The 24,284-nt window shown below is 74.4% G+C and carries 20 protein-coding genes and 3 pseudogenes; 5 read left to right on the forward strand and 18 right to left on the reverse strand.

Going from position 1 to position 24,284, the window contains the following annotated elements; all coding sequences use genetic code 11:
- Positions 1-73: 73 nt before the first annotated feature.
- Positions 74-1,282 carry an ROK family protein gene (locus ACIPLC_RS27165; RefSeq protein ID WP_400475635.1) on the reverse strand — a complete coding sequence of 403 codons (1,209 nt, stop codon included), beginning with the start codon at positions 1,280-1,282 and terminating at the stop codon, positions 74-76.
- A 206-nt stretch (positions 1,283-1,488) separates the two neighbouring features.
- Positions 1,489-2,340 (reverse strand): SDR family NAD(P)-dependent oxidoreductase, encoded by an 852-nt coding sequence (locus tag ACIPLC_RS27170; protein ID WP_400475669.1) that lies wholly within the window; start codon positions 2,338-2,340, stop codon positions 1,489-1,491.
- A 307-nt stretch (positions 2,341-2,647) separates the two neighbouring features.
- Here ACIPLC_RS27170 and ACIPLC_RS27175 point away from each other — a divergent pair.
- Both ACIPLC_RS27175 and ACIPLC_RS27180 read left to right on the forward strand, forming a co-directional pair.
- Positions 2,648-2,770 (forward strand): annotated as a pseudogene (locus tag ACIPLC_RS27175) (protein phosphatase); the annotation flags it as partial.
- Between the two features lie 98 nt (positions 2,771-2,868).
- A complete protein-coding gene (locus ACIPLC_RS27180) occupies positions 2,869-3,168 on the forward strand; it encodes a SpoIIE family protein phosphatase (protein WP_400475670.1) in 300 nt (99 codons plus the stop codon).
- A 51-nt stretch (positions 3,169-3,219) separates the two neighbouring features.
- On the opposite strand, the gene ACIPLC_RS27185 is transcribed toward ACIPLC_RS27180, so the two are convergent.
- The gene (locus ACIPLC_RS27185) at positions 3,220-4,539 is read right to left on the reverse strand and encodes a trans-sulfuration enzyme family protein (RefSeq protein WP_400475636.1); all 1,320 of its coding nucleotides are present in this window, start codon (positions 4,537-4,539) and stop codon (positions 3,220-3,222) included.
- 100 nt (positions 4,540-4,639) lie between these two features.
- The gene (locus ACIPLC_RS27190) at positions 4,640-5,017 is read right to left on the reverse strand and encodes a hypothetical protein (protein ID WP_400475637.1); all 378 of its coding nucleotides are present in this window, start codon (positions 5,015-5,017) and stop codon (positions 4,640-4,642) included.
- 219 nt (positions 5,018-5,236) lie between these two features.
- Here ACIPLC_RS27190 and ACIPLC_RS27195 point away from each other — a divergent pair, with 219 nt between their 5' ends.
- Positions 5,237-6,976 carry an LCP family protein gene (locus tag ACIPLC_RS27195; protein ID WP_400475638.1) on the forward strand — a complete coding sequence of 580 codons (1,740 nt, stop codon included), beginning with the start codon at positions 5,237-5,239 and terminating at the stop codon, positions 6,974-6,976.
- 100 nt (positions 6,977-7,076) lie between these two features.
- On the opposite strand, the gene ACIPLC_RS27200 is transcribed toward ACIPLC_RS27195, so the two are convergent.
- The 7 genes from ACIPLC_RS27200 to ACIPLC_RS27230 all read right to left on the reverse strand — a co-directional run bounded on the left by ACIPLC_RS27200 (position 7,077) and on the right by ACIPLC_RS27230 (position 14,727).
- Positions 7,077-7,736, reverse strand: a complete 660-nt coding sequence (locus ACIPLC_RS27200) for a zinc ribbon domain-containing protein (RefSeq protein ID WP_400475639.1) — start codon at positions 7,734-7,736, stop codon at positions 7,077-7,079.
- 286 nt (positions 7,737-8,022) lie between these two features.
- Positions 8,023-8,271 carry a hypothetical protein gene (locus ACIPLC_RS27205; RefSeq protein WP_400475640.1) on the reverse strand — a complete coding sequence of 83 codons (249 nt, stop codon included), beginning with the start codon at positions 8,269-8,271 and terminating at the stop codon, positions 8,023-8,025.
- Between the two features lie 129 nt (positions 8,272-8,400).
- Positions 8,401-9,408 (reverse strand): signal peptidase I, encoded by a 1,008-nt coding sequence (lepB, locus tag ACIPLC_RS27210; RefSeq protein ID WP_400475641.1) that lies wholly within the window; start codon positions 9,406-9,408, stop codon positions 8,401-8,403.
- A 68-nt stretch (positions 9,409-9,476) separates the two neighbouring features.
- A complete protein-coding gene (locus ACIPLC_RS27215; protein ID WP_400475642.1) occupies positions 9,477-10,073 on the reverse strand; it encodes a helix-turn-helix domain-containing protein in 597 nt (198 codons plus the stop codon).
- Positions 10,074-10,367: 294 nt separating this feature from the next.
- The gene (locus ACIPLC_RS27220; RefSeq protein ID WP_400475643.1) at positions 10,368-11,927 is read right to left on the reverse strand and encodes a hypothetical protein; all 1,560 of its coding nucleotides are present in this window, start codon (positions 11,925-11,927) and stop codon (positions 10,368-10,370) included.
- A 368-nt stretch (positions 11,928-12,295) separates the two neighbouring features.
- Positions 12,296-13,117 (reverse strand): SDR family NAD(P)-dependent oxidoreductase, encoded by an 822-nt coding sequence (locus ACIPLC_RS27225; protein ID WP_400475644.1) that lies wholly within the window; start codon positions 13,115-13,117, stop codon positions 12,296-12,298.
- 440 nt (positions 13,118-13,557) lie between these two features.
- On the reverse strand, positions 13,558-14,727 hold the full coding sequence (locus ACIPLC_RS27230) for a magnesium and cobalt transport protein CorA (RefSeq protein ID WP_400475645.1): 1,170 nt from the start codon (positions 14,725-14,727) through the stop codon (positions 13,558-13,560).
- A gap of 457 nt (positions 14,728-15,184) precedes the next feature.
- Here ACIPLC_RS27230 and ACIPLC_RS27235 point away from each other — a divergent pair, with 457 nt between their 5' ends.
- Entirely contained in the window at positions 15,185-16,522 is a 1,338-nt protein-coding gene (locus tag ACIPLC_RS27235) for an FAD-dependent oxidoreductase (RefSeq protein WP_400475646.1), read from the forward strand.
- A gap of 96 nt (positions 16,523-16,618) precedes the next feature.
- Here the strand turns inward: ACIPLC_RS27235 and ACIPLC_RS27240 are convergent, their stop codons facing one another.
- On the reverse strand, positions 16,619-17,518 hold the full coding sequence (locus ACIPLC_RS27240) for a RimK family alpha-L-glutamate ligase (RefSeq protein ID WP_400475647.1): 900 nt from the start codon (positions 17,516-17,518) through the stop codon (positions 16,619-16,621).
- Between the two features lie 256 nt (positions 17,519-17,774).
- Here ACIPLC_RS27240 and ACIPLC_RS27245 point away from each other — a divergent pair, with 256 nt between their 5' ends.
- A complete protein-coding gene (locus ACIPLC_RS27245) occupies positions 17,775-19,376 on the forward strand; it encodes an ABC-F family ATP-binding cassette domain-containing protein (protein ID WP_400475648.1) in 1,602 nt (533 codons plus the stop codon).
- Positions 19,377-19,486: 110 nt separating this feature from the next.
- Here the strand turns inward: ACIPLC_RS27245 and ACIPLC_RS27250 are convergent.
- The 6 genes and pseudogenes from ACIPLC_RS27250 to ACIPLC_RS27275 all read right to left on the reverse strand — a co-directional run.
- A pseudogene (locus tag ACIPLC_RS27250) lies at positions 19,487-19,623 on the reverse strand (SAM-dependent methyltransferase); the annotation flags it as partial.
- Positions 19,622-20,554, reverse strand: coding sequence for a cytochrome P450 (locus ACIPLC_RS27255; RefSeq protein ID WP_400475649.1), 933 nt, complete (start codon positions 20,552-20,554; stop codon positions 19,622-19,624). The gene ACIPLC_RS27255 and the pseudogene ACIPLC_RS27250, both read right to left, overlap by 2 nt.
- A 64-nt stretch (positions 20,555-20,618) precedes the next feature.
- Positions 20,619-21,029: pseudogene (locus ACIPLC_RS27260) on the reverse strand (cytochrome P450); the annotation flags it as partial.
- Positions 20,945-21,928: a terpene synthase family protein gene (locus ACIPLC_RS27265; protein WP_400475650.1), complete on the reverse strand. Its 984-nt coding sequence runs from the start codon at positions 21,926-21,928 to the stop codon at positions 20,945-20,947. The gene ACIPLC_RS27265 and the pseudogene ACIPLC_RS27260, both read right to left, overlap by 85 nt.
- Positions 21,925-22,770 carry a class I SAM-dependent methyltransferase gene (locus tag ACIPLC_RS27270; protein WP_400475651.1) on the reverse strand — a complete coding sequence of 282 codons (846 nt, stop codon included), beginning with the start codon at positions 22,768-22,770 and terminating at the stop codon, positions 21,925-21,927. The genes ACIPLC_RS27265 and ACIPLC_RS27270 overlap by 4 nt, the downstream gene beginning before the upstream one ends.
- Positions 22,771-22,789: 19 nt before the next feature.
- Positions 22,790-24,193: a protoporphyrinogen/coproporphyrinogen oxidase gene (locus tag ACIPLC_RS27275; protein WP_400475652.1), complete on the reverse strand. Its 1,404-nt coding sequence runs from the start codon at positions 24,191-24,193 to the stop codon at positions 22,790-22,792.
- Positions 24,194-24,284: the final 91 nt, after the last annotated feature.

Consider the following 24,284-nt stretch of genomic DNA (forward strand, 5'->3'; position numbering starts at 1 on the left):
AACCACTCGCTGAGCCCGACCGAGCCACCGGCCGATCCACCAGCCGATCCACCAGCCGATCCGCGGGCGGCCCTTAGGGCAGCCCCGCCGTCCGGCGTTCGAACACCTCGGGGCGCGCGGTCTCCAGGGCGGTGGCGACCGCGCCGAGGAGGACCGCCTCCTCCCCCAGCAGGCTCGGCGCGAGCGTCGGCCGCATCGGGGCAATCCGGTGCAGGGCCTGCTCCAGCGGCTCCAGGAGCAGGTCCGCGCTGTTGCCGATGCCGCCGCCGAGGACCACCAGGTCGGGGTCCAGCACGGCGGACAACACGGCGACGGCATAGGCGAGTTGCCCGGCCTCGCGGTCGACGGCCCGCACCGCCGCCGGATCACCGGCCCGGGCCCGTTCGAAGACCTGCTTGGCCGTGGGCGCGCCGCCCAGCCCGAGGTCCTGGGCGGTGCGCACCACGGCGTCCGCAGCGGCCTCCTGCTCGATGGTCGCCGGAGGCTCGCCGGGGCGGGCGGGCAGCGGCACCAGGCCGATCTCGCCCAACGCGCCGTGCGCGCCGAGCAGCAGTTCGCCGTCCTTGACCACGCCGACGCCCAGGCCGGTGCCGACCAGGAGGTAGGCGAACATCCGGCTGCCCCGGCCGGCGCCGAGCGTGTACTCGCCGAGCGCGGCCAGGTTGGCGTCGTTGGCGACGGTGACGGCCGTCCCCAGCCCCTCCCCGATCCGGTCGAACAGGCCGGGCCGGCCCCAGCCGGGCAGGCTGGTGGCGTAGCGGACGCCGCGCCGCTGGTCGTCCCACACGCCCGGCGTGCCGATCACCGCGTGCACGATGTCGGCGGCGGCCAGGCCCGCTTCGGCGGTGGCCTCGTGGGCGGCGGCGACCACGGCGTCGGCGACGGCGTTCGCCGAGCGGCCCCGGTTGGCCACGTCCCGGCGGGCGACGACCGTCCCGGCGAGGTCCGCGACGGCGACCCGCAGCCTGGCCCGGCCGATGTCCACGCCGAGCACGTGCCCGGCGACCGGGTCGACCTCGTACAGCACGGCGGTGCGGCCGCGTTCGGGGGCCAGCCGGCCGGCCTCGCGGACCAGCCCGGCCTGCTCCAGCGCGGCCAGGGCGGCGGAGACGGTGGGCTTGGACAGGCCGGTGTCCCGGGCGAGTTGGGCGCGCGAGGAGCCGCCGCCGGTGCGCAGCAGTTCGAGCAGCAGCCATTCGTTGTTGCTGCGCAGCCGCTGCCGGTTCCACGGCACTGCCGGGGCCCCGGCCGCCGGGCGGTGGGTCGGCAGGTGGCTGCTCATCGGTTCCTCCGGTCTGGGCGGGGCGGCTGGCGGGGCGGTTGACGGGACGGTTGACGGGGCGACTGGCGGGGCGGGCTGCGCCGGGCGGTGCCGGCACGGCCCGCGGCGTCCGGTGTCGGGCACCGCCGCCCAAGTATGACCGGTGATCATTCCGTTCCCACCACGGCGGCCGGCCCCGTGTCGCCCCGAGCGCGACCGTCGGCCCGTCAGGCCACCCAGCCGCCCGTCATCCGCCGCACCGCCGAGCCGTCCAGATCGGCCAGCTTGGTGCCGACGAAGGCCCGGGCCGCCTCGGAGGTCTGCACCCGCAGCGGCGGGCGCTCGGCGGTGAGGGCCGCGACGATCGGGGCGGCCGTCTGCTCCGGGGTCTGGGCCTGGCCGAAGGCCTTCAGCGTGCGGTCGACGTAGGCCTGGAGGGCGGGGGCGTACGGACCGGCCGCGGCGGTCAACGCGGCCAGGTCGAGGTCCTGGTTGCCGATGAACTCGCTGGCGACGGCGCCCGGTTCGACGACGGTGACGTGCACGCCGACGGTGGCGGCGACCGGCGCCAGCGACTCCATGAAGCCCTCGACGGCGAACTTGGCGGCGCAGTACGCCTCGTTGAAGGGCTGTCCGACCACGCCGCCGACACTGGTCACGGTGACGACCCGGCCGCCGGTGGCCCGCAGGTGCGGCAGCGCGGCCCGGGTGACCTCGACCACGCCGAAGAAGTTCACCTCCATGGCGGCCCGCACCGGCGCCGTCCCGTCCTGCTCGATCGTGCCGACGTGTCCGGCGCCCGCGTTGTTGACCACCGCGTCGAGCCGGCCGTGCCGGGCGAGGACGGTCTCCAGGCAGGCGGCGACGGAGGCCGGGTCGGTGACGTCCAGCCGCTCGACCTCGATCCGCCCGTCGACGCCCGCCTCGGCGGCGGCGCGCCGCAGGGCCTCGGCCCGTCCGGTGTCGCGCATGGTGGCGACGACGCCGTACCCGGCGCGGGCGGCGGCCACGGCGGCGGCGAGGCCGATCCCGGAGGAGGTGCCGGTGATGAGGACGATCGGGGTGGCGCCGGTGTCCATGCCGGTGCCCGCGTGGGTGTCCATGGAAGTCTCTCCTCGGGTCTCCCCGGGCGTCCCCCAGGGAAGGTGTGTGCGTGTGCACGCACCATACATTTGCGTGTACGCGCACGCAAATACAGTCCGGCACGGGCTACGACCCGGCCTCCGGACGGTCAAGCTTTCGCCCACTCGTGGGCGTGCCGCGCCGCCCTCACGCAGCAGCTCGGTGGTCGGCGGCGACTGGTACGAGACGGTCCGGCTGCCGTTCGGCCGCACCCTGCTCGCGATGGGCGACGTCATGGGGCACGGTGTCGAGGCCGCCGTCGACATGAGCCACTACCGCGCGATCCTGCGCGACGTCGCCAGCATGGACCTGCCTCCCCACCGGATCCTGCGCCAGCTCGACAACGTCATCTCCGCCGACGACACCGCCCGGCCCGCCACCTGCCTGCTGGTCCTCGCCGACCCCGGCCGCGGCCGCTGGACGCTCTCCAGCGCGGGCCACCTGCCACCCCCGCCCTCATCACCCCCGACCGCCCCACCGAACTCCTGCACGTCCCCACCGGCCCGCCCCTCGGCACCGGCCTCGGCAGCTACGAGCAGACCACCCGCCCCCTGCTCCCCGGCCAGACCCTGCTGCTCTACACCGACGGCCTGGTCGAGCGCCGCGGCGAGGACATCGACGCCTCCCTCGCCCGCCTCGCCGCCCTCCGCCTGCCCGCCACCGGCGACCTCGACGACCTCCTCGACGCCGTCCTGCACGCCCTCGCCGCGTCCGGCCCCCCGCCCCACGGCACCACCGCCGAGGACGACATCGCCCTCCTCGCCGCCCGCCCCAAACCCCGCTGACCAGGCGCCGCCGACCGACACCAGGGGCCTGCGGGGCCGGGCGGGCGGCTGTCACACCTTCGCCAGAGCACCCTCCACGTCCGCCCACAGGTCCTCGGGGTGCTCGATGCCCACCGACACCCGCACTGTCCCCGGGCCGATCCCGGCGGCGGCCAGCTCGGCGTCGTCGAGCTGGCGGTGGGAGGTGCTGGCCGGGTGGAGCACGAGGGTGTGGACGCCGCCGAGGGAGGGGGCGAGAGCGGCCAGGCGGACGGACTCGGTGAAGGTGCGGGCCGCCTCGCGGCCGCCGACGAGGTCGAAGGCCAGGACGCCGCCGTGGCCGTCGGGAAGGAGTCGGCGGGCGAGGTCGTGGTCGGGGTGACCGGGCAGGCCCGGGTAGTGGACGGCGCCGACCGCGGGGTGGGCGGCGAGGCGGCCGGCCAGGTCGAGGGCGGTCTCGCAGTGCCGGCGGACCCGCAGGGCGAGGGTCTGGAGGCCGCGCAGGGTCAGCCAGGCGGCGAACGGGTCGGCGGCGGCGCCGAGTTCGACGGCGTAGTGCCAGACCTCGCGGTGCAGTTCGGCGTCCGCGAGGACGGCGACGCCGGCCAGGACGTCCGAGTGCCCGCCGAGGTACTTGGTGGCCGAGTGGACGACGACGTCCGCGCCGTACTCGATCGGCCGGCAGAGCAGGGGCGTCGCGAAGGTGTTGTCGACGACGCTGACCACCCCGGCCCGCTTGGCGACGCCGATCAGCCCGGGCAGGTCGGTGACCCTGGTGGTGGGGTTGGAGATGGTCTCCAGGTGCAGCAGCCGGGTGTTGGGCCGCAGGGCCGCCTCGACCTCGGCCGGGTCGTCGCCCCCGACGTGGGTGACCTCCACGTCCCAGCGCTCGGCGAGGTCGGCGAGCATGGCGAAGGTCCCGCCGTACAGGCTCCGTTGGGCGATCACGTGGTCGCCGGAGCGCAGCAGGGCGAGCAGGACGGTGTTGATCGCGCCCATGCCGGAGGCGGTGGCGATCGCGCCGGCGCCGCCTTCGAGGTCGGCCACCGCCGTCTCCAGCGAGCGGACGGTCGGGTTGCCGTAGCGGTTGTAGAAGAAGGCCCCGCCCGGGCCGCTGAAGGCCTGGGTGAGCGCGTCGCTGGTGTCGAAGGCGAAGAGGTGGCTCTGGTGCAGCGGCACGCCCATCGGACGGCTGCCGGTGGTGTCCGCGAGGGGCGGGTGGACGATCCGGCTCTCGGGGCGCAGCGCGTCGGGGGCCCGGTGGCCGTCGTCGCGGCTCCGGTGGCCGTCACGGGCCCGGCGGCCGTCGGGGACGGGGTGACCGTCAGAGGCCTGGTGACCGTCGGGAGTCCGGTGGCCGTCGGGAGTCCGGTGGCCGGGGTAGTCGCTCATGCGGCCCATCCTCGGTCCGGCCGTTCGCCGTGCCCAGGGCCAATCGCGCCCGGGTGGCCCGCCCCGGCGCGGCTGCGGCGCCGGGGCGGGCCACCACGGCTCACTTGCGGCGGCCGAAGATCCGCTTCGCCGCGTAGACAATGCCGACGATCAGCAGCACGAAGAACAGGATGATCAGGATGATCACGACGATCAGGAACTTGCCGAGCTTGGCGAAGAAGCCCGACTTCTTCTTCTGGTCCTTGGCCGCGAGGTGGGCGGCCGGTGCGGTCTGATCGCTCCGGGTGCCGGCGGAGACGGCCGGGCCCGCCGCCGGGGCGGCCGGGCCGGAGCCGGTGACCGAGACGGTGGTGGCGGCGGCCGCGACGGGCCGGGGTGCGGCCATCGCCGTCGCGCTCGACGCCGCGGCGGTGAGGCCGACGGCGGCCAACAGTGCCACCAGGGCACCGGCTATCGAACGTGCGATCCGGTGAGTCATCGTGCTCCTCGTACGGGTTCTGAGCAGCGCGGAGGAGCCTGACCGACCGGATCCGTTGGTCTGACCAGGTGGTTTTCTCATCTGCGCCTAGTATGCTCCACTGAGTTTTTACAGCGGTGTAAAAGTTTAGCGACGGGCCTGCCCGGATCGGCGCCGGCCCCGGTCACGCACGCCCGCCGGTCCGACGGGGGATTCGTGGCAACTGTGGAGGATGACGACGTGTCTGGTCGCAGGGGTTCCCCCGGAGCCGGAAAATCGCCGCGCCGGGCAGCCGGCGGCTCGTCGGAGGGCCGCATACCCGAGGGCCGCATATCCGAGGAGCGCATATCCGAGGAGCGCACCGCGGAGCGCACCGCGGAGGGCCGCGCGGCGGACGGCGGCCAGGCCGGTCGAGCGAGCCGCGCGAGCCGGGCCAAACCGAAGGCCAAGCGCAGCACCAAGGAGAAGGTGCTCTGGGCGACGGCCGGCTGCACCGCCCTCCTCGTCCTCGGCGGCTGCGCCGTCTACTACCGCCTGAACAGCAACCTCACCACCTTCGACGGCGACGCCCTCAGCAAGGACCGCCCGGCCGCCGCGGCGCCCGACGGCCAGGGCCGCACCCCGGTCAACGTCCTGCTGATCGGCTCGGACAGCCGTGGCAACGGCAACAGCGACCTGGGCGGCGGCGGGGACGGCGGCGCCCGCTCGGACACCGCGATCCTGCTGCACGTCTACGCCGACCACAAGCACGCCGTCGGCATCTCCATCCCCCGCGACTCCCTGGTCACCATCCCGTCGTGCAAGCTCCCGAACGGCAAGTGGACCAAGGAGCAGACCAATGCGATGTTCAACAGCGCCTTCTCGGTCGGCGACACCGACCAGGGAAACCCGGCCTGCACCCAGAACGCCGTCGAGAAGCTCACCAACCTGCGGGTCGACCACACCATCGTGGTGGACTTCAACGGTTTCGCCTCGATGACCAAGGCGGTCGGCGGCGTCGAGGTCTGCCTGCCCAACGACATCCACGAGGGCGATCTCAACCCGAACCTGGGCAGGAAGGGCAAGCTGGTCTTCCCCAAGGGCAAGCAGAAGGTGGAGGGGCAGTCCGCGCTCGACTTCGTCCGGGTGCGGCACGGCATCGGCGACGGCTCCGACATCGGCCGCACCAAGCGTCAGCAGGCCTTCCTCTCCTCGCTCATCAAGGAGGTCAAGTCCCGCGGCATGGACCCGACCACCCTCCTGCCGCTCGCCGACGCCGCGACCAAGTCGCTCACCGTCGACCCCGACCTCGGCTCGGCGGCCAAGCTGCTCTCCTTCGCCATGTCGCTCAAGGACGTCGACCTGCACGACGTCAAGTTCGTGACGGCGCCGTGGCGTTACGAGGGCCCGCGGGTCGCCCTGGTCCACCCCGACGCGGACCAGCTCTGGGCCGCGCTCAAGGCCGACCGCACCCTGGACGGCCAGGACGCGAGCGCCACCGCTCCGACCGCCACGGACTCCGCCGCACCGGGCACCCCCGCCGCGGAGACCACCACCACCGCCCCCGTGCCGGACGCCAAGGGCGGCGAGGCCAAGCCCGCCGACGTGAAGGTCGCCGTGCTCAACGGCACCGGCGCGACCGGGCTCGGCGGCAAGGCCGCGGAGGCCGTCAAGGGCGCCGGCTACACCGTGACCAGCGTGGGCAACGCGGCCGGCAAGCCGCGCGCCACCACGGTCGTCGAGTACGGCGCGGGCGAGCGCGCCGCCGCCGACGCGGTCGCGAAGCTCTTCCCCGGCGCCACCGTCCAGGCCGGCGGCAAGGGCGTCAGCGTGGTGCTCGGCCACGACTTCGCCGCCGCCAACCCGGCCGGTGCCGCCGGCCCGGCCGCCTCCGGGTCGCCCGGCGGGGCCCCGGCCGCCCCGGCGCCGGTGCCCAGCAGCGTCGCCAACGCCGCCCGGTCGGCCGACGACGACCCGTGCGCCAACGTCTCGTACGGCTGACCCGGACGGGACGTGCGACGACGGCGGGGCGCCTCCGGATCCTGGTCCGGGGGCGCCCCGCCGTCGCGAGGTGCGCGTGATCCGCGCGGGGTCTACGGGCTCAGCGCCTGGTGCCGCAGGACGGGCAGAACGCCGAGCCCTCCGGGATGTCCTGGTGGCACTGGCCGCACTGGGCCGGCTGGGCGAGCCGGTGGCCGCAGCCCGGGCAGAACGGCGTGCCGTGCGTCTCCGCCGAGCACTGCGGGCAGACGAGCTGGCGCGGCGTCCGCACGTCGAACTCGGCGCCGGACTGCTGGCCCTGCTGGTAGGAGCGGTCGGACACCATGTCGTTGAGGCCGCGCCGCTGCGCCGCCATCGCCTCGGCCGCGGTGTCCGGGGCGCAGTTGTGGCACAGGCCCTGGCCCGGGTCGAAGCAGCGGCCGCAGACGTAGTGGGTGCAGCGGGCGCAGCGGTTGAAGTGCACCTGGGCGTTGGTGATCGCGCGCTGGAAGGCGGCGTCGCGGGCGTTGCCCCAGGTGTGGCCGGCCAGGCCGTCGGCGGCGTTGCTGATGGTGTTGGCGTTGCCGCCGATCAGGTTCCAGGCGGCACTGACGCCCTTGCCGATCCAGCCCGCCACCTGGCCGGTGGTGAACGCCTCGAACGACGAGCGCCAGGTGTCGGAGCAGCGGTAGCAGGAGAACTCGAACTGGAAGCCCGCGCCGGTGCCGTGCTGCTCGCACAGGTCGCGGTAGTTGCTGCTGAAGTAGATCTCGGAACTCACGTCGTCCCCGGTCGCTGAAGTGGCATGTCGGCGGTCCCCGGCCCCCCAAAGTGCCGACACGGATGGGGCGGGTCACGGGGCGCTGCACAGAATCGCACATGCCGTCATATTTTGTGAATCTCGTGTGGACAACGTTTCGTGATCGCCGTCCCGAGGGACGTCCGGATCCACCGGCCCGGTTCCGATCAAGCCGGCTCCCATCAGGCCAGTTCCGACCAGGCCGGCTCCGATCAAGCCGGCTCCCATCAAGCCGGGCCGGGCCGACCCGGTCCCGGCCGACGCCTCCTCAGAGCCCGGCGACCGGCAGCAGCAGGACCCGCGCCGGGTCGAACCGCTCCCAGCCGGCCGGCCGCCCGCTGCGGCTCACCCGCAACCGGCACCACCGCTGCCCGGCGGAGTCCTGCCACCAGCCGCTGATCCGCCCGGACGCCCAGGTGCCGTCGCCGAGATCCACCTCGACCGGCTGGTACACCCACTGGACGTCCGGGCCTGCCGGTTCCCCGACGGATTCAGGACTGCGCCGACTCTCCACCACGGTTCCGCCTCCCGACCCGGCTCCGGCGCGCGGCCTCCCCGGTCGGGCGGCCTCGCGACCAGGCGTGCAGCTCACCCCGGAAACTCTACAGGCGTGTAGAGAAGGGCGGGAGGAGTTCCGCCGAAGCCCTCACCCGTCTGAGCGGCGACCCCGGCGCACGCCACGGCGGCGGCGCCACAGGGCGACCGGCACGACGGCGGCCAACCCGAGCGCGTCCGGCGCCGACGGCGCCTCCACCGGCGCGGCCGCGCCCGCCGGCACCTTGTCGAAGGTGTCCGGGACGGGCAGGGTGGACCAGTCCGTGAGCGGCCACGCGACGACGAAGGCCCGGCCGATCACGTTCCCCACCGGCACGAAGCCGTCACCGGTCTCGTTGTGGTGCGGGCGGGAGTCCCGCGAGTTGTTGCGGTGGTCGCCCATCACCCAGAGCTTTCCCTTGGGGACGGTGACGGTGCCCACCGGATCCTGGTCGCAGGGCGCCGAACCGGGGAACAGGTACGGCTCGTCCAGTGCGACGCCGTTCACCTTCAGCGGGCTGCCCGCCTTGCACTCGACGGTGTCCCCGCCGACCGCGATCACCCGCTTGATCAGGTCCTTCTCGTCCGCCGAGGGCATCAGGCCGACGGTGCTCAGCACCTTCTGGACCGAGCTCATCACCGAGCCGTCCGCGTGCGTCGGAACGCTCTCCAGCCAGCCGCCCGGATCGCGGAAGACCACCACCTCGCCGCGCTCGGGCTCGGCACCGAACCACGGCGTCAACTTGTCGACCAGCACCCGGTCGCCGATCGCCAGGGTCTGCTCCATCGAACCCGAGGGGATCGAGAAGGCCTGGACGAAGAAGGTCTTGATGCCGAGCGAGAGCAGCAGGGCGATCACCAGCAGAATCGGAAGCTCCTGCCAGAACGGGCGCTTCTTCCGCCCGCTCTTGGCGTCCGGCTCCGCGCCGCCGGGGCCGTCGGCCCCACCGGTCGGGCCGCTGCCGCCGCTCCCGCCGCCGGAACCACCGCCGGCCCGGCCGGCGCCACCGCCGGAGGCCCCGAAGGCCCCCTCCGCGCCCGGGACTTCGGCCGCACCCACCGCGCCGCGTTCCCCGGTTCCACCGCTCTCGCCGGACTCCGTGCTCTGCTGGACACTCATCTTCTCGGCCCCTCCCGACGGCCTGGCGGGAGACCCGAACGGAAAACCCCCGCTGTCAGGGAACGAACCTACCGAACGGAGGTTCCCGGGCGCGCCCTGACATGGATCCGCTCACCCTGCGGGCCGAACAGGCTGAGGAACTCCACCGGCTGCGGCCCGGCGTTGCCGAAGGCGTGCGGGGTGCGGGTGTCGAACTCGGCGGCCTCACCGGCCGTCAGCACCAGATCGTGCGACCCGAGCACCAGCCGCAGCCGGCCGGACAGGACGTACAGCCACTCGTAGCCCTCGTGCACCTTCAGCTCCAACTCGGGCTCGGTGCCCCGGCCGGGCGGCATGATCTGCTTGAAGGCGTGCAGACCGCCGAGGTGGCGGGTGAGCGGGATGATGGTCTGGCCGTTCCTGGTCACCGGGCGGGGGTGGACCCGGGGGTCACCGGTGGCCGGGGCGCCGACCAGTTCGTCCAGCGGCACCCGGTACTCCCGGGCCAGCGGCAGCAGCAGTTCCAGGGTCGGCTTGCGCTGCCCGGACTCCAGCCGGGACAGCGTACTGAGCGAGATCCCGGTGGCGGCGGCCAGTTTGGCGAGGGTGGTGCCGCGCTCGCGTCGCAGGGCGCGCAGCCGGGGACCCACCGTGGTGAGGACGTTCTCGAAGTCTTCGTCGGCCATGCCTGCCATTCGCCGGGACGGCAAGGGCGTTTGTCAAACCGGCACACCGGCGCGCCGGACCGTGGGCCCGTGGGCCGGCCCGGACGGCGCCGTCCGGCCGCACGCCGAGTACCGGCGCCAGCTGGACCAGGACGCCGAGGGCGACCTGCTCGTCTCCGATCGGGGCCCGGAGCGCCGACGCCCGCCAACAGGCCCCCGCCATCCGGGTGATCCCGGACCTCGCCGTCCGACCCGCGGCGGGGCCCGGTGGCGACGCACACCGCCACCGGGCCCCGCCGCCGTCGGCGCCGTCGGCTACCGGTACTCGCGCAGACGCGGCCGGACGCCCAGCGCGGTGAGCGCGAGCGCCGCCGCCAGCGCCCCCGCCGCCAGGGCCGCCGTGGTGGCGTCGAGGTCGCCGTCGGTCGCCGCGACCGCCGCGTCCATCGCCGTGGCGTTGACCGCGATGGTGTCCCCGATGGCCGTGCTCAGCTGGTCGAAGTCGTAGTTGGACTGCCCCTGGGACAGGCCGGTGTTGAGCGTCACCGCCTCCTTGAGCCGGCCCTCGTCGCGCAGCCCGCGGATCTTCCGGTCGTCCTGCTGGTACTGCTGGAAGGCGGCCAGCACCCGCTCGGCGGCGTCCTGCTCGCCGGGGAAGGTGATGTTGTGCAGTTCGGTGCCGAGGTAGCCGCCGAAGGGGACGGCCGCGTGGTCGGCGCGGTGCCGGGCGGCGGCGGCCGCCAACTGGGCGTTGTAGCCGGCGAGGGTGGCGCCGTCCAGGCGGGCGATCGCCTGGGTCTTGTCGAGGAAGCTCTGCTCGTAGGCGGCCGCGCGGGACGGGTCGGTGAGGTAGCGGCTCTCGTCGGCGTTCATGTCGAAGGCGACGGCGCGGGCGCGGCCGAGCGCGATCACCGAGTCGTAGGCGTTGCTCTTGGCGGTCACCAGGTGGTCGTCGGCGCGGCTCACCAGGTGCAGGCCGATCGCCAGCACGACGCCGGTGAGCAGCGTGACGCCGGCCAGCGCCGGGTTGACGACGCGGTGGTAGCGCACCGCCAGGACGCGCTGGAGCCCGAGCAGCGCGGCGAGCGTGAGCAGGCCGACCGCGAGCAGCCACCACCAGCCGCTGCCGAGGGCGTCGCGGCGCTCGGTGTAGACCTGTTCGACGGTGGCCTCGTTGGCGGCGGTGACCTGGTCGGCGGCGGGCAGCAGCTGCTGGCGCAGCAGGTCGGTGGCCTGGCGGTAGGCGTCCAGGGCGGCGGGCGAGGGCTGGCCGGCCGGGGCCTTGGCCTGCTCCTCCAGCAGCTGGGCGCGGGCCACCAGGGCCTCGTAGCTGCCGAGCCGGCCGAGCACCTGCTGGACGGCGCGCTGGCCGGCCGGGTCGGCGGCCGCGGCCTGGGCGGCCTGTTGGAGGTCGCCGTCGGCCTGGGCGCGGCGCTGCTCGTAGGTGTCGAGGGTCTGCTTGCGCAGCGTCGTGTAGTCGGGGTCGGCGCCGACCAGCAGCAGGTTGGCGGCCTGGGCGTCCATGTCGCTGAGCGCGAAGTAGAGGTCGGCGGCGCGGGTGGCCTGCGGGGCGGCCTGGTGGCCGATGGTGTCGGTGCCGTCGCGGGCCCCGCCGAGGACGGTGGTGGCGGCCGCGCCGAGGCCGATCAGGGCGGCCAGGCTGAGCGCGGTGAGGCCGCGGACCAGGCGCGGGGTGGTCCAGTAGGCACGGCCGCCGACCGTCCGCACGCCCTGCCCGAACCGGGCCAGGGCGCTCGGGGCGGCCGTGGTCGGCGCCGGGGCCCGGGCTGGGGCCGGTTCCCCCGCCGTATCGGGTTCCGCTTCCCGGGCCGTCTCCCCCGTGGTGGCCTTCGTGCCCGCTGCCGAGGTGGTCATGGCCGCACGTTCCTCTCCCCCGTTGCACGGTCCGCCGGGGTTTCCTGCTGAAACCGGAGCAGAACCGTTTCTCTCCGCCGGGCGACGCTAGTGCCGCGCCACCTGCGGGAAGCCGTCTCCTGACGGCTCCTTGACACCGCCGGGCGCCGTTCTTGACGCATCCTTAGCGTCCGTCCCCGGCGCCCGGCGGTGTCCGCCGGTTCGCGGCGGTCGGCGGCGGACAGCGGTGGTGGTGGGCGGCAGTGAGCGGCGGCGGGCGGATCAGCCCTGCCCGGCCCGGCGGCCGCGGTTCGCCGTGTTCTTCCGCCGGGCCCTCTTCTTGCGGGCGCGCTTGGACATCGCGTGCTCTCCGATTCCGGGGAAGGACTTCAAGCGGCCTGGCCGACCAACTGGTCCGCCAGCTTGACCAGGCGCTTCAACGAGCGCTCCTCCTGGGCGGCCTGCGCCACCGGCGCCACCGAACCGCCGTCGTAGTAGGCGCCGTTGGCGACCGCGGCGTCCGGCAGGCAGAGCCGGACGACGGCCGCCGCACCCTCCGCCGCCGGCGCGCCGGCCCGCCCATACAGCGGCAGCAGCGCCGTGTCGCACAGGCCCGGGTTGAGGCTGACGGCGGTGATGCCGGAACCCACCGGGGCCATGTCGGCGGTCGCCATGGTGAGCGCGAGCTGCGACTGCGCGTACGCGGCCACCCGCGAGTACTTCTTCACCCGGTGCGGGTCCGACCAGTTCATCGACGCCGTCCGGTGCAGCGAGGACGAGACGTTGACGATCCGGGCGTCGCCGGAGGCCGAGAGCGACGCCCGCAGCAGCCTGGCCAGCAGGTGCGCGGCCAGGAAGTTGACCTGCAGCGAGACCTCGTTGCCGTCGTCGGTCAGCGTGCAGCGCTCGGGCGCCAGCGCGGCGGCGTTGTTGACCAGCAGGTCCAGCGCCGGGTAGTGCTTGACGACCGTGCCGGCCAGCACCGCGACCTCCGAGAGGTGGGTGAAGTCGGCTGCCAGCTCGACGAGTTGGTCCCGGCGGGCGCCGGCGTCGACCAGCCGGGCGACGGCCGCCTCGGCCTCCCCGGTGGTCCGGGCGTGCACCAGCACGGTGGCGCCCAGCTCGGCGAGCAGCCGGGCGGTCTCCCAGCCGATGCCGGAGGAGGCGCCGGTGACGAGGGCGGTACGAGCGGACAGGACGGATTCGGACATGACCGTTCCCAGGGTGCGGGGCACCACCGGCCCTGCCCGGGCCGGGGTGCGGGCTCAAATGACCTGACGAGATGCGGAATTCGTGCGCCCGCCCGCACCCCGCGCCGATCGGGCGACGGGGCGGGGCGCGGCACGTGCCGTGCCCTCCGGCGGGGAGGCGCGGATCAGCGCACGGCGATGGCGGCCACGGCGACGTGGACCGGCGGCCGCGGATGCGGCGGGCGGTCGTGATGTCGTGCCGGGCGGTTCATGCTCCTCATCCAACCGGCGGGCGCGGACCGGGGCAAGCGCCGCGCCGCCGCCCTGACGAATCCCTGACGCCGGCCGAACAGCCGTACGGTCGGCGCCGGTTGCGCCGGCACGGGCCGGCCCGTGCCGGCTTGCGGCGGCACGGCTGAGCCGCTCGCGAGCGCCGCGCCCGAGCCGGGCGCGGCCCACCGTCAGAGCCAGTTGCGACGCTTGAAGACCACGTACAGCCCGGTGCAGACCAACGCCATCAGCCCGATCGCGAACGGGTAGCCGAACGCCCACTTGAGCTCCGGCATGATCTCGAAGTTCATCCCGTAGACGGTGCCGATCAGCGTCGGCGCGAAGAGGATCGCCGCCCAGGAGGAGATCTTCTTGATCTCGTCGTTCTGCACGTGCCCGGCCTCGGCGAGCTGCTTCATCTCCTCGTTCTGCCGCTGCGAGACCAGCGTCGCGTTCACCGTCAGGATGTTCTGCAGCATCTGCCGGAAGCCGTCCACCCGCTCGGCGGCGTAGGTGGCGTGGTCGGCGACGTCGCGCAGGTAGCGCTGCAACTCGTCGTCGGTGCCGTACTTGCCGAAGCCCGCCTCCAGACTCTTCATGATCTCCAGCAGCGGCCGGGTGGCCCGCTGGAGCTCGATCACCTCGCGGGACAGCTCGTAGATGCGCCGGGATACCTGCGGGTCGCCGCCGAACACCTCGGTCTCGATCTCGTCGATGTCGTGCTGGAGCCCGGCGATCACCGGCGCGTAGCCGTCCACCACGGCGTCCAGCACCGCGTACAGCACCGCCTCCGGGCCGAGCGCGAGCAGCTCCGGGTCCGTCTCCAGGCGGCGGCGCACCGCGGACAGGTCCGGCGCCTGGGAGTGGCGGACGGTGAGCACGAAGTCGGGGCCGACGAAGAGGTGGATCTCGCCGAAGTCGACCTCCTCCGCCTCGTCCAGGTAGCGCGCGGCGCGCAGCACCACGAACAGCGTGTCGCCGTAGCGCTCCAGCTTCGGCCGCTGGTGGGCGACGATGGCGTCCTCGACGGCCAGTTCGTGCAGGTTGAACCGGTCCGCCGCCTCCAGCAGCTGCGCCTCGGCGGGGCGGTACAGGCCGATCCAGGCCATCGCGCCGGGCCGGTCGGGCAGTTCGCGGTAGATGTCGGCGAGGTTGGCCGGTGCGTCGATCCGCCGCCCGTCCCGGTAGACCGCCGCGTCCACCACGGAGCGCTCCAGCGCGACCGGCTCGACGGGCTGGTCGGGCCGCGGATCCATCGAGTGCTCGGGCGCCGGCTGCGCGTCGGCGGAGCCGGGGCCCCCGGCGGGGCGGGAGAACGGACGCTTGCTCGCGCGCACGGCGCGCACACGCCAGTCGGACATGGCGGGGTACCTCCACGGTGGGTGCCCGGCCGCCGTCCGGGAACGGCGGGCCGGAGGCGCCCGGCCGGCCACCACCCGCACGGCGCGACCGGCGGCACCTCGTCGAGGACGAGGTCAGCGCCGCGCGGGAGCCGTACGGGAGGAGGAACGCCGGGGGCCGCGAATGCTGCGGGACAACCGGGGGCGGGGCCGACTTCGACCCGGACTACTGCACTCCACGGCTCTCACCTCCTCGGCTCCGCGCGCCCGCGCACCGGAAGAAGCGCCTGCACAACTCCCGCCGAGTCTAGTACCCGCTCCCGCATGCCCCCCACCGCCCGCCCCCGGCGCCCCGCGCGACGGCCTCCGGGCCGGTCGTGCGCCCGGCGCGTCCGGGCGCCAACGGCCGCCCGTGCCCGGCCCGTTGGTCCCGTCGATGCGACTACGGGGACGCCACCGCCCGACTACGCTACGTGTCATGACTTCTTCGGAGACGGTCCCCGGACGGGGCACGGCGGTGGTGATCGGCGGCGGACTGGCCGGCACGGTGGCGGCCTGGGCCCTGCGCGGGTCCGCCGAACGGATCGTGGTGGTGGAGCGGGACCGCTACCCGGCGGAGCCCACGTTCCGGGCCGGAGTGCCGCAGGGCCGGCACGCGCACCTGGTGCTGGAGGCCGGGCACCGGGCACTGGAGGAGATGATGCCCGGCATCAAGCAGGAACTCGCGGAGGCGGGCGCGACCAGGGTCGCCGTCTCGGGCGATCTGAAGTGGCTCAGCTCGGCGGGGTGGATGGCGCAGTACCCGGCGCAGCTCGCCTTCCTCTCCTGCACCCGGCCGGTGCTGGACAAGGCGGTGCTGGACCGGGTCCGCGCCGAGCCCTCGATCGAGTTCCTGGAGGGCGTCGACGTGGTCGGCCTGCTCGGGTCGGCCCGCACGGTGACCGGCGTGAAGGTCCGCGACCGCGGGCCCGAGCGCGGCGAAGTCCGGGAGATCCCAGCCGAGTTGGTGGTGGACGCGGCCGGCCGCGCGACCGCGATGCCGGACTGGCTGGCGGAGCTGGGCCACCCCCCGGTGCCCGAGGAGCGGGTGGACGCGGGCGTCGCGTACTCCTCCCGGCTGTTCCACCGCCCGGCCGGCGTCGACATCGGCTACAAGGCGATATACCTGCAGACCAAGGCCCCCGACGCGCCCCGCCTGGGCGTCCTGCTGCCGGTCGAGGGCGACCGCTGGATCGTCAGCGTCGCCGGCATGCGCGGCGCCGAACCCGAGCCCGGCGAGGCCGGGTTCACCAAGCAGCTGGCCCTGCTGCGCGACCCGAGCATCCGCGAGGCGCTCCAGCAGGCCGAGCCGGCCGGCGAGGTGCGCGGCTTCGCCCCCGGCCCCGGCATCCGGCGGCACTACGAGCGCAGCGCCCCGGACGGCCTGGTGGTGGTCGGCGACGCCGCGAGCACCTTCAACCCGGTGTACGGGCAGGGCGTCACCGTCGCCCTGTTCTGCGCCCAGGCGCTGCGCCGCACCGCCCTGCGCCACGGCGGCATCGGCCACGCCACGGCCCGGGACGCCCGGCGCGAGATCGCGGCCGCCTCCAAGAACCCGTGGGTGATGTCCTGCACCGAGGACGTCCGTTTCGCCGCCACCACCGGCGGCCCCTCCGGCGCCCTGCTCGCGTTCCAGCACCGCTTCCTCGACAAGGTGCTGGCCGGCGCCGCCCACGACCCGGCGGTCACCGCCGCGTTCCACGAGGTGATGTCGCTGGTCGCCCCGCCCACCCTGCTGTTTCGCCCGTCGCTCCTCGCCGCCATCCTGCGGAGCTGACCGGCCGGGGGCGCCCTCGGATGCGGAGAGCCGGCCTGCTCCGCACAGGCTGCCGGCCAGGGGCGCGCCCGGACGCCGAGCGCCCGGCGGGAACCGTCAGCCACGCCCCAGGTGCGCGGCCACGTACGGTACGGCGACCTGCTCCAGGGCGCCGCGCCCGAACGCCGGGTGGACGTTGACCTCGAAGACCACGCCGCCGCTCTCGGCGGCGAGGTCGACACCGGCCAGCGGCAGGCCGAGGCAGGCGACCGCGCGGATCGCCAGGTCCGCGAGCCCCGAGGGCAGGTCGGCCGCGGCGAGCGGGACGGAGACGGCGCCGCGGCTCTCGTTGCAGGGGGCGTCCGGGTCCGCCTGCAGGTGTTCGACGACCCGGACCACCCGGCCGTCGAGCACCACCACCCGGTACTGGTGGCGGCGGCCGTCCGGAGTGAAGTTGCGGGCGTCCTGGGCGATCAGCCAGTCCGCCCCGTCCTGCGCGTAGCGCCTTGCGGCGGAGGCGAGTTGGGCGTGGGTGGTGACGTGGAAGACGTCGTCGCCGCCCATCCCGACACAGGGCCGGGCCCAGACGTCGCCGCCGAGCCGGTCGAAGGCCTCGGCGGCGGCCCGCGGGCTCGGCCGGGACAGCGAGACGGTCGGCATGTGCGCGACGCCGTCGCGGGTGAAGCGGGCCACCGTGAGGTCCTTCTCGGTGGCCGACCGCCAGGCCTGCACGTCGGTGCCGAGCGAGCGGGCGCCGTGCGCACCCAGCAGCCGCTGACAGGCCGCGAAGTCGCGCCGCCGGTGCGGCGGGATCTCGTAGACCACGACGGCGCCGGCCGCCACCCCGTGGCCGTCCGCCTCCAGCCGCAGCCCGCCCGCGTCGTCGGGGCGGATCCGGCCGCCCCCTCCGGTCATGAAGTGCCGGGCGTCGAGCAGCACGGGCGCCCGGCCGGTGAGGGCCCTGGCGGCGGCGGCGAGGATGTCCCGGCTTCCTTCGGTCGAACTGTGATCAGTCAAGAGAACGAGCTCACGTCGACCCATGCGGCCCATGGAAGCGCGGGGCCCGCACCCCGGCAAGAGGGCCCCACGCGCCAACACCCGCCCCACTGGCCGAAACCCGCGCGGCCGTGGTGCGCACCCGCCGGTCATGCGGATGCGGACGCTCCGCCCGCCCCGGTACCCTGGCCTACATGTCTACGCCCCGAATCTCCTAGCTGACGGACCCGCCTCCACGCCACCCGTGTGTCCGTTCGCTGTTTCGGAGCGTTATCCCATGATCACCACCCGTGGTGTCGACCTGCGCGTCGGCGCCCGCCTCCTGCTGTCCGACATCACCCTGCACATCGCCCCCGGCGACCGGATCGGCCTGGTCGGCCGCAACGGCGCCGGCAAGACCACCCTGCTCGCCACCCTCGCCGGACAGCTGCCGCCCGCCGCCGGGACGGTCACCCGCACCGGCCCCGTCGGCTACCTCCCGCAGGACTCCCGGGCCGCCGACCCGGCCGCCACCGTCACCGACCGCATCCTGTCCGCCCGCGGCCTGGACACCGCCGTCCGCGCGCTGCGCGCCGCCGAGGAGGCGATGGCGCAGGCCGACGGCCCGAACGGCCAGCGCCGGGCGATGGACGCCTACGCCCGCGCCGAGGCCGAGTTCCAGTCCCGGGGCGGCTACGCGGCCGAGGCCGAGGCCGCCCGGGTCGCGGCCGGGCTCGGGCTGCCCGCCCGGGTCATGGACGCCCCGGTCGGCACCCTCTCCGGCGGCCAGCGCCGCCGGGTCGAGCTGGCCCGGATCCTCTTCGCCGACCACGGCACCCTGCTGCTCGACGAACCCACCAACCACCTCGACGCCGACTCCGTCGCCTGGCTGCGCGGCTTCCTCGCGGCCCACCAGGGCGGACTGGTCCTGATCAGCCACGACCTCGGCCTGCTCGCCGACACCGTCAACCGGGTCTTCCACCTCGACCCGCAGCGCGCCGCGATCGACGTCCACAACACCGGCTGGCGGACCTACCTCGACCAGCGCGCCGACGACGAGCGCCGCCGCACCCGGGAGCGGGCCAACGCCGAACGCAAGGCCGCCTCCCTGCACGCCCAGGCCGACCGGATGCGGGCCAACGTCGCCACCGCCACCAGCGCCCGCAGCATGGCCCGCCGAGCCGACCGGATGCTCGCCGACCTCGAACCCGCCCGGCAGGCCGAACGGACGGCCCGGATCCGGCTGCCCGAACCCGCCCCCTGCGGCCGGATGCCGCTCGGCGCGATCAGCCTCGCCAAGGCCTACGCCGGCCGCCCGGTGCTCACCGGCCTCGACCTGGCCGTCGACCGGGGCAGCCGGCTGGTCGTGCTGGGCCTGAACGGCGCCGGCAAGACCACCCTGCTGCGCATCCTGGCCGGCCACGAGAGACCCGACACCGGTCGGGTGGTGCCCGGCCCGGGCCTGCGGCTCGGCTACTTCGCGCAGGAGCACGACACCCTCGACCCGGCGCGCAGCGTCCGCGACAACCTCGCCCAGGCCGCGCCGCACCTGAGCGACGGCGAACTGCGGCACGTCCTCGGCGCGTTCCTGTTCCGCGGCGACGACGCCGACAAGTCGGCCGGGGTCCTCTCGGGCGGTGAGAAGACCCGGCTGGCGCTGGCCGGCCTGGTTCACTCCGGCGCCAACGTCCTGCTGCTCGACGAGCCCACCAACAACCTCGACCCGGCCTCCCGGGCGGAGGTGCTGGCGGCGGTCGGCACCTACCCGGGCGCGATCGTGATGGTCACCCACGACCCGGGCGCCATCGAGGCCCTCCGGCCCGACCGCGTCCTGCTCCTCCCGGACGGCGACGAGGACCTGTGGCACGACTCCTACCTGGAGCTGGTCGCCCTGGCGTGAGCGGCGCCGCCTGACGCCGCCGTGTGACACCGCCGTGTGACACCGCCACCTGCCAGCGCCGCCGTGCCCCGCCGGTCTCCCCGGCGGGGCGCGGCCGCGCCTGGACCGTCCTACGGTTTGCGCGCCTCGATCAGGAAGCGCGCGGAGTGGGCGGCGAACGGCCCCTCCGCCCGGATCAGGCGTCCCGTTCGCGCAGCCGGTCCCGGTAGGCCGCCACGGTGGAGCCCGGCACCGTCCGGATCACCTCAGGCGTTGGGGCGCTCGGTGATGGTCATGGTGACGGGTGTGGGGCCGAGGGTGGCCGCCGCCACGGGGCGGGGCCTGCTGCCCGGTACCGGGTCGAGGTGCCACCGGCGGGCGACCGCCGCGGTGAGGAGGGTCAGTTCGGCCAGGGCGAAGTCTCCGCCGGGGCAGCCGTGCACGCCGGCGGCGAAGGGGAGGTAGGCGCCGCGTGGGGGCGCGGGATGCTGTTCGGGGTTCCACCGGTCGGGGTCGAACGTGTCGGGCGCGTGGTACCACCGGGGGTCTCGATGCAGGGCGTAGGGGCTGTAGAAGATCTGGGCGCCCGGTGGGATCCGGTGGCCGCCGAGTTCGGTCTCCTCGGCGGTGTGCCGGGGGAAGAGCCAGATCGGCGGGTAGAGCCGGAGCGTCTCGCGAACCACTCGGCCGGTGAGGTCGAGGGCGGGGAGGTCGGTGGCCTTCACCGGGCGGTCGCCGATGGTCCGGTCGACCTCGTCGTGGACCCGGCGGCGGATGGAGGGGTGGCGGGCGAGCAGGATGAACGTCCAGGCCGCGGCGGCGCCGCTGGTGTGGGAGCCGCCGATGAGCAGGGAGGTCACGTCGTCGTGGAGTTGTGCGTGGTCGGCGTCGGTGGAGAGGCGGGTGAGGGCGGGGGTGTTCGGATCCGCTTCGATGAGGGAGTCCACGACCGCGTGGATGTCGGCGAGGGCGGACCGGTAGCGCCGTCGTTCGCGGCCGGGCCACCGGTCGAGGAGGGCGGCGGCGGGCCCGTAGGCCCTGAGGCCCAGTCCGGTCACCACGGTGGGCAGGGCGTGGTGGACGGTGCTCGCGAATCCGTCCGGGAGGGGGCGGCCGAAGAGGGTCGCGGCCACGACGTCGAGGGCCAGCGCGGCCGTCTCGGTGTTGAGGTCGATGCGTTGGCCGTGGTACCACGGCACCGGTCAGGGCCTCGGCGAGTTCGGCCATGGTGTCGAGGTATCCGGGGAGTCGGGCCGCGCTCAACAGGGGTTGGACGACACGGCGGCGGTTTCGGTGGTGGGTGCCGTCGGCCACGGCGACGCCCGTGCCGAACAGGGGTCGCGCTTTGGTGAAGATCTCGCCGCGGTCGAAACGTCCCCCGGGGCCGGTGAGCAGGGCCATGACGAGGTCGGGGTGGTTGAGGAGGTAGACGGGTCGGTGGCCGATGCGGAACTCGACCACGTCTCCGTGGCCCCGCTGGGTGTCGAGGAAGGCCAGTGGGGCCCGTACGAGCTGGAGGGCGTGCCCGAGGAGTGGCAGGCCGCCGGGGGCCCGGGCGGGGCGACCGCCGGCCGGCGCGGCCGGCGTCGTCATGACGCCTCCGCTGGCGACGGGACGGACGGGTTGTCGTATCGAGGCGTGCGCAGGCCCCATTCCAGGTGGCCGCGGGCCCATTCGATGAGGGCGTCGGCGCAGTGGTCGGCATGTTGTCGGAGGCGGGGTGGGGCGTCGCGTGTCCGGGTGAGCGAGGCGAGGTCGTGGCGGGCCCGCTCATGCGTGAGCAGGCTGTCCTCGCACGCCTCTGCCACGATGCGGGCAGCGGTGTTCCGGTCGAGGCCGCGGTGGTGGGCGGTGACGAGGACCAGGTTGTGGGGATCGCCTTGAGCGGCTTCCTTCTCCACCGTCATGAGGTCGTTGGTCCAGCACACCAGGTTCGCCGCCGCGATCAGCACGTCCTGGTACGGGCGGGAGTGGTACAAGGACGGGGGCAGGCAGCCGGACTCCGTTCGCTCCACCAGGTCGAACGAGGGGATGATCGCCCCGAACTCGCGGCGTCGGACCGGGAACGTGTCCGGGCTCGGTGTCTGGTTGGCCTGCCGGTGGGCGGCCTGCCACACGCACGCCGAGAGGTAGTCGGCGATGTGGCGGCGGAACCTCAGCTGCCAGGAGTCGGACATGCCCTGGGAGGCCCGGTCGATGATCTCGGCCAGGGCCCGGCCCACGGGTGAGGAGGCCGTGCGGCCACCGACGGCGACTCCGAGCGGGTCGGTCAGGTAGTGGTCGAGGCGGTCCGCGTCCCGTCCCAGGTCGCTCTCGTCGATCCGGTCGTCGAGGAGGAACAGCCAGGCCATCCACCTCGCCACCAGGGCGCAGTCCGCGGCGTCGGCCCGGGGGTGGCACCAGGAGGCCAGCAGGCCGGGACGGATCCGGGCGAGGCCCAGGGACTCCTCGGTCGTCTCGCAGAGCCCGGTGGCCTCGACCCACGTCAGCGCCGCCGCGTCGGCAGTCTCGGCGTGCGGTCCGCACCGTGCGGGAACCGCCCAGACGGCCGAGCCCGCTAATGCTTCGATCATCCTGCGTACCTCGGTTCCGTGTGCCGGGTCAGTGGCCGGACTCCCCACATCGCGATCATCGCGTGCGCGATGTCGACGAAGCCGGGACGACTGATGTGGGCGAGCGCCCGGGTGCCCCCGGCCTCGGAGAGCGCACCTGCTCGCGTCATGGCCGGCAGCAGATCGGCGACGGACAGGGCCCAGGCCCGTCCGGCCGCGTTCGTCGCGGTCAGCGTCGGGCAGTGCACCCGCATGCCGAGCTCGGCCAGGCCCAAGCCGCCCAGCGGGGCGGGGAACGAGCGCGCCCAAGCCGCCACGTCGCTGCCGAGTGACGCGGCGAGGGTGGTGGTGACGGCATCGCCGAGGCGTCGCACGACGGGGTCAGGGGAGGAGGCGGCGGGGAAGAAGGAGGGGTCCTCGATGTAGAGGCGGCCGCCCGGTCTGAGCCAGGACACCATGCGCGCCGGAAGTTCGGTCCGGGCGGGAACGTGGCACAGCACGCTGCGAGCGACGATCAGGTCGAAGGAACCGGGCGGGAACCCCTGCGTCCGCACGTCGTGCCGGAGCACCCGCAGGGCCGGGTGCCGCAGGCGGCTCAGGAACCGGAGGTCGGTGTCGGTGGCCGTCACCTCGCCGTCCGGACACCGGTCCGCCAGCCACAGGGCCAGGCTCCCGGTCCCGGCCCCGATCTCCAGACAGCGCGCCCCGGCAGGAAGGTCCCACCGGGCCAGATCGGCCGTCGTCGCCGGGTCGCACAGATCGCCCAAGGAGTCGAGGCGTTCGGTCTGCGCGGGGTGGGAGAACGCGAACACCTCTGCCCCGTACGGCGGGGGGTCGTGCGCTACCGAGGGATCGTTCGCCATGCGTTCCTTCCCCTCCGGTTCAAAGCCCCACGCCTCCTGCGGCGGTGGTGAGCGGGAGACCGAGAATGCGGCGTGCGGCCTGTTCCCCCGTGGCGAGGGCGGCGTTGGTGGTGCTGTAGGAGAAGTAGTCGCCGGCCAGTTGGACCGGGGAGTTCCCGTCCAGGCTCGCGGTGAAGGCGGCGAGGTCCCGGTAGCCGCCGGCGGGGCGGGCGATCACCGCGTTCTCCCAGCGCTGGACGACGGCCATCTCGCGGTGTTCGTCGATGTGCGCGGCGAGGTCCGGCATCACCTCGCCGAGCGCCGCACGCGCGTCGGCGATCACGGTGTCGTCGTCGGCGGTCATCCTGGTGGCGTTCCAGTGGTGCCGGAAGATCAGGGTGACCAGGCCCCGGCCGGCCGGGGCCCGCCCGGGCCCCAGGTTGTGTTCGTGCAGCACGATGCAGAGGTCGGGGTGTTCCCGGCCGGGAACCGCGACGCCCAGGGCCGTCTCGACGGGCGGTCGGCGCAGCCCGAAGGTCACCTGCACATCGCTGGTGTAACGCACCCCGGCCAGGTGGCGGCGCTGGTCCTGGTCGAGGCCGGTGACGATCCGTGCCGCGACCGGGGCGGGGACGGCCACGACGCAGGCGCGGGCCCGTTCCGTGCGGACCTCGCCGTCCCGCTCCCACACCACCACGGCCTCGTCGTCCTCCCGCCGGACCTCGGTGACCTGCGCGCCCAGTTCGACCCGGGTACCGGGGGCGCTCATGACGGGGGTGTCGAGGAGGTATTCGGGGAGGCGGCCCGTGCCACCGTGGAAGGTGAAGCTCGCCGCTCCGAACGTGCCCCACATGATGCAGAAGGCCCCGACGGCGGCGACCTCCTCGGCCGGCGCGAGGAACTGGCTGCCGCACAACGGCTCCACCAGGTAGTCCAGGAGCTCGCGGTCGAGTCGGCGCAGCGCGTACTCCCGGGCGTTCTCCCGGTCCAGCTCCGCGGCTCGGGACATGTCCTCCCAGCGCAGTCGGCGGCGGGCCGCCGCGAGGTCGCGCAGCAGGTTGACGGCCCTGAGCTTGGCGCGCCACCCGAGCAGTCCGGTCCGCAGCAGGCCCGAGCTCCGGACCAGGGACAGGCGGTGGACGCGGCCGTCGCGCAACACACCCAGCTCGTCCGAGCAGGGCAGCATCCGCCCGGTGAGCCCGGCGTCCTCCAACAGTTCGACCATTGAGGCGTAGTTGTGTGAGAGCCAACTCGCGCCACGGTCGACCCGGTAGAGAGCGCCTCCGGCTCGCACCTCGCGGGCGGACATCCGTCCCCCGACGTGGTCCTCCCTTTCGAGCAGCGTCACTCTCCGGCCCGTCTGGCGCAGTCGAAACGCGGCGGCCGTCCCCGCGATCCCGGCACCGACCACGATCACATGGTCGGTGCGAGGCTCTTCCAGCATGTGGCGCTCCTCGGACGTTCGGGCTGACGACGACACGGAACGCTCCACCGCGGGTGACCACTGGGAGCGTGTCGGCGGGCGGAGGTTCGAA

Source organism: Kitasatospora sp. NPDC086801, from assembly GCF_044745805.1.
Taxonomy (GTDB): Bacteria; Actinomycetota; Actinomycetes; order Streptomycetales; family Streptomycetaceae; genus Kitasatospora.